The following is an 8,780-nucleotide window of genomic DNA, read 5'->3' as shown; positions in this document are numbered from 1 at the left end:
CAGATTGTCTGATTAATTGTTAAAGAGCAGGCCACCTTAAAATTTGATATTCTCGGTCAGCCGGGCTGCGTATATTACGCTTTTTGCCCGCAGAGTCAAGCGCTTATTTGCGCTCCCCTGCCCAACCTCACACGTTTTCTTAGCGTTGTGTCGGTCAGTGGTGGCGCATTATAGGGGGCTTAAATTTTTACACAACACTTTTTTTTAGATTTACCACCAACAGGCGTTTTTTTACCCTTTACGAGTTAAATTTAATCGATTTTGACTAAAATCAATAACTTTCTTTCATTGCATACTGGTATTTTCCTCACTAAGATCCTTAAGAACAGCAAATCCCTATTTCTTCATTAGAGGTATATATGTCTGGAGTGTTACGCAGTTACCTTGGTACTCAACCTAAAATTGGCCGGAAAGTCATGTTAGATCCATCTAGTGTGATCATTGGTGATGTCAGGCTTGCTGATGATGTCAGCGTATGGCCTTTAGTTGTCATCCGCGGAGACGTTAATTATGTATCTATTGGCACGCGTACTAATATCCAAGATGGCTCTGTATTACATGTAACACACAAATCAGTTGATAATCCTGACGGTTTCCCTTTAATTGTTGGGAACGATGTCACCATCGGGCATAAAACTATACTTCATGGCTGCACTATTGGTAATCGAGTACTCATCGGTATGGGTTCCATTCTGCTTGATGGTTCAATTATTGAAGAAGACGTTATTATTGGAGCGGGCAGCTTAATAGCCCCAGGAAAAATATTAGAAAGTGGATACCTTTATGTTGGCAGTCCTGCCCGTCAGGTAAGGAAACTGAAACCTGAAGAATTAGAGGCATTACGTTATTCAGCAAGCAATTATGTCTGTTGGAAAAACGACTACCTGCAAGATAATATGTAGCGTCCCAAATGATCATCATTCCCATTGTTGATTACTGATTCGAATTCCTCCTCTAAATCCCAACGATTTTGTCGGAACAGGCTTAGTGGATGATGCTCTTCCCCATAACGATATAAAAGCTCCTTAGCACCTATAACACACTGAACCAATAGCCCATTTACCAGAGCAGGAAAAATAACTACCTGCTCTTGTTCATTCCATTCTTCTCTATCAGGAAACTGGATAGATTGATTCATGAATGTAACTCCTGTTCCAATGTTCGCAATACAGGAGCGATTTCTGGCAGTACACCATGCCATAATTTAAATGAATGAGCAGCCTGCCCTACTAACATTCCCAGCCCATCTGCATAACTAGAAACACCATGTTTCTTGGCAAAGGAAATAAAAGGTGTCAAGTTAGACTGATAAAACATGTCATAACAAACACAATTTTCATTAAATATTAACGGAGATATCTCTGGAATCTCACCGTTAAGACCAGATGCAGTCGCATTAATGATCAGATCAAATTCAGGGCTATTTAGTGTTTCCATTTCAACAGGCCGAATATTGCCTATTGACGAGAAATCATAAGCAATCTGGACGGCACGACTGAACGTCCGGTTTGTAATTGTAATTTCACAACCAAATTCTAATAATGAAGATAAAACTCCTCTGACTGCACCACCGGCTCCAATAATTAAAATATGTTGCCCCTGTGTAATAAATCCACGTTGCATCAAATCTGTTAATAACCCTATACCATCCGTATTGTCGCCAATCAATTGATTATTATCCAACAATTTCAAGGTATTGACTGCACCACTGAATTTTGCCCGTTCAGTTAACTCATTTGCTCGGATAAATGCCCGCTCTTTAAATGGTAAAGTGATATTAGCGCCAATCCCGCCCTGTTTAAGAAACACAGCCAATGTCTCTTCAAATTTATTTACAGGAGCCAAAATCTTCCCATAACGATGCTCAATACCAGTTTGCTCAGAAAACAACTGATGGATACGAGGAGATTTGCTGTGCGTAACAGGATTACCAAAAACAGCGAATTGATTCATATTTATTCTACCCTTGACGATACAGTTCACCAGTTAAAGCATCCCGAATTTCTGAAGGTTTTTCACACCCTCCAACATTACCGCTTAATACAGGAAGCTTATCCCCAAACTGTTGTCTGACTTCTTCTGCTGTTCTACATGGTTCAAGACCATTTAAATTTGCACTGGTCGATACCAACGGTTTTCCATAAAAAGTACATAATTGTTTTACTAAAGGATGATCACTAACTCTAACAGCCAAAGTGGAAAACTGCCCAGTCAACCATTTAGATGTACTAGGTTTGGCAGGGATTACCCAGGTCATAGGTCCTGGCCAACAAGCAAATATGGCTTTTTTTTGTCTTTCCGTTAGAAGCTTATCATCAAGATATGGTTGTAATTGCTCATAATTATCTGCAATAAGAATCAACCCTTTCTGCCACGGCCGCTTCTTTAATATAAGCAGTTCATTTATTGCTTTCTCGCTATCAGGATCACATCCCAGTCCAAAAACAGCTTCAGTCGGATAGGCAATCACTTTTTCTGTTTTTAATGCAGTTAACACATTTTTAAATGCAGGTGATGCTTCATTACTCATGCTTGTTACTCAGTTTCATTTACTTGTTGTTTTCCACACAATTTACTGGCACAAAACAACTTTGCACCTTGTGATGTTCGTTTTTCCGTCAGTAACGGATAATGACAAAACACACATTCACCCGCGACTGGTTTATTATTTAATACAAACTGACAATTAGGGTAACAGTTACACGCGTGAAAAATTTTTCCGAAACGTGATTTTCTTTGTAATAGTTGCCCTTGTTTGCATTGAGGGCAGGCTATTAACGTTTCATCCGGTTTATCAATCAGTTCTGTATGCTCGCATTCAGGATAACGACTACAACTAATAAACATTCCATAACGCCCTCGGCGTAAAGTTAAATTAGCACCACATGCAGAACATGTCTGCCCTTCAAGTTCTTTTACCACATGACCGTCACTTTGCCCTTTTAATGAACGAACATATTGACATGATGGATAACCAGAACATCCAAGAAATGGGCCATGAATGCCATTACGGATAACTAACAGAGAACCACATTCAGGACAACATTCAGTTTCATTAGTGGAGAAAGGAACCATTTTTGCCATACCATTTTTTCACTTGAAATTTATTTTTATATGACGTTGAACAAGACTATGGACACTCAGTTAATTAATCCACACGCACATAACCACCAGCAACTACAGCCACTTTACCCAGTAATTCCAGTTCAAGGAGCTTTGTCATTACCTCATTTATAGGTAATGAAGAACGCTGAGCAATAATATCGATAGAAGTTACCTCATCACTTACGTTAACTAGCACATCAGCAAATGGCAACTCAGTTTGCTCAAACCGTGGTTCTACTTCTTGTTTCGTTCCTTCCATATGCAACCATTGTAGTGAACTGTAAACATGTTCTACAATATCTATTGCGTTTGTAGCCAGGTATGCACCCTGTTTGATTAACCAGTGATTTCCTTCACTCATTGGATTCCCCAATAGACCTGGTAATGCAAATACATCCCTTCCTTGTTCAAGGGCACAACGAGCTGTAATTAATGAACCACTGTTTTTACTCGCTTCTACAACGATAATTGCCGAACTTAACCCACTGATAATTCGATTTCTTTTAGGGAAATTCTTTGCACGTGGAGGGGTATCCGGGAAAAATTCAGAAACAAGAGCACCATTCTCCTCTATCTGTTTTGCTAATGACACGTGTCTATGAGGATAAATATGCCCAAGCCCACTACCTAATATAGCAATTGTTTCACCTCCACTATCCAGTGCAGACCGGTGACAAATACCATCAATTCCGATAGCTAAGCCACTAGTAATAACTAACTCATGCCCAACCAATTCACGTGCAAAAATTTTTCCCCATTTTTCGCCATAATAGCTTGCGGCCCTGCTCCCTACCATCGCAACCTGCTTCTTTAAAAGAAGTTCTAATTTTCCTGAAACAAAAAGCGTAAGAGGTGGGGCATGTATCTGCTTTAATAGAAGTGGATACGAAGGGTGAGAATATGTTAATAAATGGCATTCTGGCTGTTCAAGCCATTTTAAGCACGAAGTTAGCACTGTTTTATTTGCTTTAGTAAATTGCAAACATTGTGCTGGTGATAACCCACTGTCTTTCAGCACTGTGGAATAACGATTCCCAGCATGCAATAATTTTTCTGCAATATTTGCTGCTTTTTCTGTTGCCAAATGAGAGATCATCTTCATTCGCAACCATACTTCCATAGCTTCCATATTGTCATCCTGGCTGAGATTGACGGACAAATCAAACTGCTTAATTAGCAATCGATACTGTCAATCCAAACGGGAAATGTCTAGAATAGACATAGAATACCATTCACATTTTGGATACAGATCTAAACATATATGCCAGTATTACAAATATTACATTACCCAGACGAGCGGCTTCGCACTATTGCAGCGCCTGTTGAAAAAGTTGATGCAAAGATTCAGAGTATCATTGATGATATGTTCGAAACTATGTATGCAGAAGAAGGCATTGGCTTGGCAGCAACACAAGTTGATATTCATCAGCGTATTGTCGTTATTGACGTATCAGAAACCCGCAATGAACGCCTTGTACTGATAAATCCAGAGTTACTGGAAAAGAGTGGCGAAACTGGGATTGAAGAAGGTTGTTTGTCTATTCCTGATCAGAGAGCACTAGTGCCACGAGCTGAAAAGGTCAGAATTAGGGCTTTAAATTACGATGGACAATCATTTGAATTACAAGCTAATGGCTTACTGGCTATTTGTATTCAGCACGAAATGGATCATTTAATTGGTAAACTTTTTGTGGATTACTTATCTCCTCTGAAACGCCAACGTATACGCCAGAAAGTAGAAAAATTAGATAAACAAAGAGCTCGAACCCAATAAATTATTTAATACAGGAAATAAACGTGCCTGATTCTTTGCGTATTGTTTTTGCCGGAACACCTGACTTTGCAGCACACCATTTAGAGGCTTTATTAGCGTCTCAACATGAGGTAGTTGGTGTTCTCACTCAACCAGATAAACCGGCTGGAAGGGGTAAAAAACTGACACCCAGTCCTGTGAAAGTGCTGGCTGAAAAACATAACATTACTGTTTTTCAGCCAACTACTTTGCGTTCAGAAGAAAATCAACAATGGATTCTCAAACAACAACCTGATGTTATCATAGTTGTGGCATATGGATTAATCCTCCCTAAGGCTGTTTTGGACATTCCAAGATTAGGTTGCCTGAACGTACATGGTTCCCTATTACCACGTTGGCGTGGTGCAGCACCAATTCAACGTTCACTCTGGGCCGGTGATGTGGAAACGGGAGTGACTATCATGCAAATGGATATAGGTCTTGATACCGGCGACATGCTATATAAAGCAAGCTGCCTTATTGCACCTGAAGATACTAGTGCCAGTTTATACGCAAAACTGGCCAATATTGGGTCAGATGCGCTGCTTAAAACATTATTGTTAATAGCATCAGGTAAAAACCGGCCTGAAACTCAAAACGAAAAATTGGCTACCTACGCTGAAAAACTAAGCAAAGAAGAAGCCCGAATAAACTGGGCATTATCTGCAACCCATATTGAACGCTGTATTCGTGCATTTAATCCCTGGCCCATGAGCTTTTTCGAGATAGAAGGACAGCCTGTTAAAATTTGGAAAGCAGAAGCCATTGAAGAACAAACTTCAGCAGAACCAGGAACTGTATTAAAAGCAGATAAAAAAGGCATTCATATTGCTACCGCTGATGGAATTCTGAATATCACTCAATTACAGCCGGCGGGTAAAAAAGCAATGTCAGTAGAAAATCTACTTAACTCCAAACGTGAATGGTTTACGCCAGGCATAAAATTAGCTGAATAACTTTCTCTTAAAGCTGTCTTTTATCAGCCTTTTTAACTATGAAAAATACATATAATCTGCGAAGTATCGCTGCGAAAGCAATCAATCAAGTTCTAGATCAAGGACAGTCTCTCAGTACAGTCTTACCTGAACTACAACAGAATATAACTGATAAAGATAAATCCTTATTACAGGAATTCTCTTTCGGGGTATTGCGTGTATTGCCTCAGTTAGAGTGGATAATAAGCCAATTAATGGCAAAACCATTAAAAGGTAAACAACGTATTCTTCATTACCTTCTTATGGTCGGAATATACCAACTTGCCTATACCCGTATTCCTGCTCATGCAGCTCTGGCTGAAACAGTAAATGGAGCCGTAGCTTTGAAATACCCTCAGCTAAAGGGTTTGATTAATGGTGTCCTTCGCCAATTTCAGAGACAACAATTACAGTTAACAGAACGTTCACAAAATCATTCTAGCCATCACTTACATCCCGAATGGTTATTAACCCGAATCCAAAAAGCCTATCCACAAGAGTGGCAGCAACTTATTAACGTTAATAATCAAAAACCACCTATGTGGTTACGAGTTAATCGTATATACCACAGTCGGGATGAATATCTTACCCTTCTTCATAAAGCAGGAATTGATGCGGAACCAGCTATCGGATTACCCTTTGCTATCCGTGTAATTTCCCCCTGCCATGTAGCAATATTACCTGGATTTGACAAAGGTTGGGTCACTGTTCAAGATGTGTCTGCACAAGGGTGTGCCGAGTTATTACAACCAATTAATGGAGAGAAAATTCTCGATCTTTGCGCTGCACCAGGAGGGAAAACAACACATATCCTAGAAATAGCACCAGAAGCTCAAGTATTAGCTGTAGATATTAATGAGCAAAGGCTCAAACGAGTAGAAGAAAATCTCCGACGCCTTAATTGCCACGCTACAGTAAAAACCGGTGATGGACGCCACCCTGAACATTGGGCAGAAAATCAGCAATTCGATCGTATTCTTCTGGATGCTCCTTGTTCAGCAACAGGAGTAATCCGCCGCCATCCCGATATTAAATGGCTACGCCGCGAGGAAGATATTGCTCAGTTAGTTCAATTACAATCTGAAATTATTGATGCAATCTGGCCATATTTAAAGAAAGGTGGAACACTAGTGTATGCAACCTGTTCTATTTTACCGGATGAAAATAGCCAGCAGATCAGTGCGTTTTTAAAGTGCCATCCAGATGCAGAGTTAGCAAGAACAGCAACAAGCGAAAACCCAGGAAAACAAATAATACCTGAATTAACTGGTGGTGATGGTTTTTTCTACGCTCGATTAATTAAACAGTGATATATCTCTACAACTTATAGAGATAATTATCTGCTTCTAATAAATTAGAGAACATTATGAAAATAATTATTCTTGGTGCAGGCCAAGTCGGTGGTACATTAGCTGAAAATCTGGTAGGTGAGAATAACGATATCACTATCGTCGATACTGACCCCAACCGTCTGCACCAACTACAGGATAAATTCGACCTCAGAGTAGTCAATGGTCACGGTTCTCATCCCAGAGTATTAAGAGAAGCTGGTGCCGAAGATGCTGATATGTTAGTTGCTGTAACTAATTCTGACGAAACTAACATGATTGCATGCCAAATTGCATATTCTTTATTTAATACACCGAATAAAGTTGCACGAATACGTGCAGCAGAATATATCCGCGAAGCAGAAAAACTTTTTCTCCCTGATGATATCCCTATTGATTATCTTATTTCACCAGAACAACTCGTCATAGATTATATTTACAAACTAATTCAATATCCTGGCGCTTTACAAGTTGTTAACTTTGTCGAAGGTCGGGTAAGTATTGTTGCGGTAAAAGCTTATTACGGCGGCTCACTTGTAGGAAATGCACTTTCTTCACTCCGTGAACACATGCCACACATTAATACCAGAGTTGCTGCAATATTTCGTCAAGATCGACCAATAAGACCACAAGGTTCTACAATTATTGAAGCTGGTGACGAAGTTTTCTTTGTTGCTGCATCGCAACACATTCGTGCTGTAATGAGTGAACTTCAACGCTTAGAGAAACCCTACAAACGTATTATGATCGTTGGTGGTGGTAATGTCGGTGCCGGACTCGCACTACGCCTCGAAAAAGATTACAGAGTTAAATTGATTGAACGGAATCAGCAAAGAGCTACAGAACTAGCCGAATTATTACATGACACCATTGTCTTTTATGGGGATGCATCAGACCAAGAGTTACTAGCTGAAGAACATATAGAACAGGTAGATGTGTTTATTGCTCTAACCAACGATGACGAAGCAAATATCATGTCTGCAATGCTTGCTAAACGCATGGGAGCCAAAAAGGCCATGGTCCTCATTCAACGTAGTGCATATGTCGACTTGGTACAAGGCGGTGTGATTGATATTGCAATCTCTCCACAACAAGCAACTATTTCGGCTTTACTAAGCCATGTTCGTAAAGCAGATATTGTAAGTGTTTCATCATTACGTCGTGGAGTAGCTGAAGCTATCGAAGCGATTGCTCATGGAGATGAAAAGACTTCAAAAGTTGTCGGTCGAGCTGTAGGTGATATTAAATTACCACCAGGTACCACAATTGGGGCAATAGCTCGCGGTGATGAAGTAATTATTGCTAATGATTACAGCGTCATCGAACAAGGAGATCATGTAATTATGTTTATTACAGATAAAAAATTTGTTCCTGAAGTGGAGAAGCTATTCCAACCAAGCCCTTTTTTCCTTTAATGGCTTGAAATATAATTATCTATGGCGGATTCGACTAATTAAGTGCAATTTTTCAGAAGGGCGGTCAGTTGCTATAGTAGGCATCTTTCCCGCCACAGGAAAATGCACAATGACCTATATACAACTGACCGAAACAGAAAGATACCAGATTTCCAGTTTAAAAGAA

General features: G+C 39.8%; 10 protein-coding genes. 5 read left to right on the top strand and 5 right to left on the bottom strand.

The annotated features are described in order from the left end of the window. The first annotated feature begins 359 nt into the window (after positions 1 to 359). A complete protein-coding gene (locus tag EAE89_RS22000) occupies positions 360 to 902 on the top strand; it encodes a gamma carbonic anhydrase family protein (RefSeq protein ID WP_054481330.1) in 543 nt (180 codons plus the stop codon). Here the strand turns inward: EAE89_RS22000 and EAE89_RS21995 are convergent. The 5 genes from EAE89_RS21995 to dprA all read right to left on the bottom strand — a co-directional run bounded on the left by EAE89_RS21995 (position 881) and on the right by dprA (position 4,234). Next, positions 881 to 1,138 (bottom strand): DUF1488 family protein, encoded by a 258-nt coding sequence (locus EAE89_RS21995; RefSeq protein ID WP_054481328.1) that lies wholly within the window; start codon positions 1,136 to 1,138, stop codon positions 881 to 883. The two genes, EAE89_RS22000 and EAE89_RS21995, sit on opposite strands and share 22 nt — an antisense overlap. After that, positions 1,135 to 1,953 carry a shikimate dehydrogenase gene (aroE, locus tag EAE89_RS21990; RefSeq protein ID WP_054481326.1) on the bottom strand — a complete coding sequence of 273 codons (819 nt, stop codon included), beginning with the start codon at positions 1,951 to 1,953 and terminating at the stop codon, positions 1,135 to 1,137. Before aroE ends, EAE89_RS21995 begins: the two co-directional genes overlap by 4 nt. A gap of 7 nt (positions 1,954 to 1,960) precedes the next feature. Beyond that, positions 1,961 to 2,530 (bottom strand): L-threonylcarbamoyladenylate synthase type 1 TsaC, encoded by a 570-nt coding sequence (gene tsaC, locus EAE89_RS21985; RefSeq protein ID WP_054481324.1) that lies wholly within the window; start codon positions 2,528 to 2,530, stop codon positions 1,961 to 1,963. Between the two features lie 5 nt (positions 2,531 to 2,535). Further along, positions 2,536 to 3,084, bottom strand: a complete 549-nt coding sequence (locus EAE89_RS21980; RefSeq protein WP_054481321.1) for a DNA topoisomerase family protein — start codon at positions 3,082 to 3,084, stop codon at positions 2,536 to 2,538. Between the two features lie 64 nt (positions 3,085 to 3,148). Then, positions 3,149 to 4,234 (bottom strand): DNA-protecting protein DprA, encoded by a 1,086-nt coding sequence (gene dprA, locus EAE89_RS21975; protein WP_054481319.1) that lies wholly within the window; start codon positions 4,232 to 4,234, stop codon positions 3,149 to 3,151. A gap of 132 nt (positions 4,235 to 4,366) precedes the next feature. Here dprA and def point away from each other — a divergent pair, with 132 nt between their 5' ends. The 4 genes from def to trkA are packed head-to-tail and all read left to right on the top strand — an operon-like array spanning position 4,367 to position 8,614. Continuing rightward, positions 4,367 to 4,879 carry a peptide deformylase gene (def, locus tag EAE89_RS21970; protein WP_054481317.1) on the top strand — a complete coding sequence of 171 codons (513 nt, stop codon included), beginning with the start codon at positions 4,367 to 4,369 and terminating at the stop codon, positions 4,877 to 4,879. Between the two features lie 23 nt (positions 4,880 to 4,902). Further along, positions 4,903 to 5,853, top strand: a complete 951-nt coding sequence (gene fmt / locus EAE89_RS21965) for a methionyl-tRNA formyltransferase (RefSeq protein WP_054481315.1) — start codon at positions 4,903 to 4,905, stop codon at positions 5,851 to 5,853. Between the two features lie 38 nt (positions 5,854 to 5,891). Then, on the top strand, positions 5,892 to 7,181 hold the full coding sequence (rsmB, locus tag EAE89_RS21960; RefSeq protein WP_054481313.1) for a 16S rRNA (cytosine(967)-C(5))-methyltransferase RsmB: 1,290 nt from the start codon (positions 5,892 to 5,894) through the stop codon (positions 7,179 to 7,181). Positions 7,182 to 7,237: 56 nt separating this feature from the next. Further along, positions 7,238 to 8,614 (top strand): Trk system potassium transporter TrkA, encoded by a 1,377-nt coding sequence (gene trkA / locus EAE89_RS21955; RefSeq protein ID WP_054481311.1) that lies wholly within the window; start codon positions 7,238 to 7,240, stop codon positions 8,612 to 8,614. The last annotated feature ends 166 nt before the right edge of the window (positions 8,615 to 8,780 follow it).

Origin of the sequence: Photorhabdus heterorhabditis, from assembly GCF_018448905.1 — a bacterium.
In the GTDB taxonomy this organism is placed as follows: domain Bacteria; phylum Pseudomonadota; class Gammaproteobacteria; order Enterobacterales; family Enterobacteriaceae; genus Photorhabdus; species Photorhabdus heterorhabditis.
This window is presented reverse-complemented; position numbering and strand designations above follow the sequence as displayed.

What these genes read in the sequence shown, in the direction of transcription:
- aroE (WP_054481326.1), bottom strand. Translation starts at nt 1,953, where the DNA reads ATGAATCAATTCGCTGTTTTTGGTAATCCTGTTACGCACAGCAAATCT.
- EAE89_RS21980 (WP_054481321.1), bottom strand. Translation starts at nt 3,084, where the DNA reads ATGGCAAAAATGGTTCCTTTCTCCACTAATGAAACTGAATGTTGTCCT.
- trkA (WP_054481311.1), top strand. Translation starts at nt 7,238, where the DNA reads ATGAAAATAATTATTCTTGGTGCAGGCCAAGTCGGTGGTACATTAGCT.
- rsmB (WP_054481313.1), top strand. Translation starts at nt 5,892, where the DNA reads ATGAAAAATACATATAATCTGCGAAGTATCGCTGCGAAAGCAATCAAT.
- tsaC (WP_054481324.1), bottom strand. Translation starts at nt 2,530, where the DNA reads ATGAGTAATGAAGCATCACCTGCATTTAAAAATGTGTTAACTGCATTA.
- EAE89_RS21995 (WP_054481328.1), bottom strand. Translation starts at nt 1,138, where the DNA reads ATGAATCAATCTATCCAGTTTCCTGATAGAGAAGAATGGAATGAACAA.
- EAE89_RS22000 (WP_054481330.1), top strand. Translation starts at nt 360, where the DNA reads ATGTCTGGAGTGTTACGCAGTTACCTTGGTACTCAACCTAAAATTGGC.
- def (WP_054481317.1), top strand. Translation starts at nt 4,367, where the DNA reads ATGCCAGTATTACAAATATTACATTACCCAGACGAGCGGCTTCGCACT.
- dprA (WP_054481319.1), bottom strand. Translation starts at nt 4,234, where the DNA reads ATGGAAGCTATGGAAGTATGGTTGCGAATGAAGATGATCTCTCATTTG.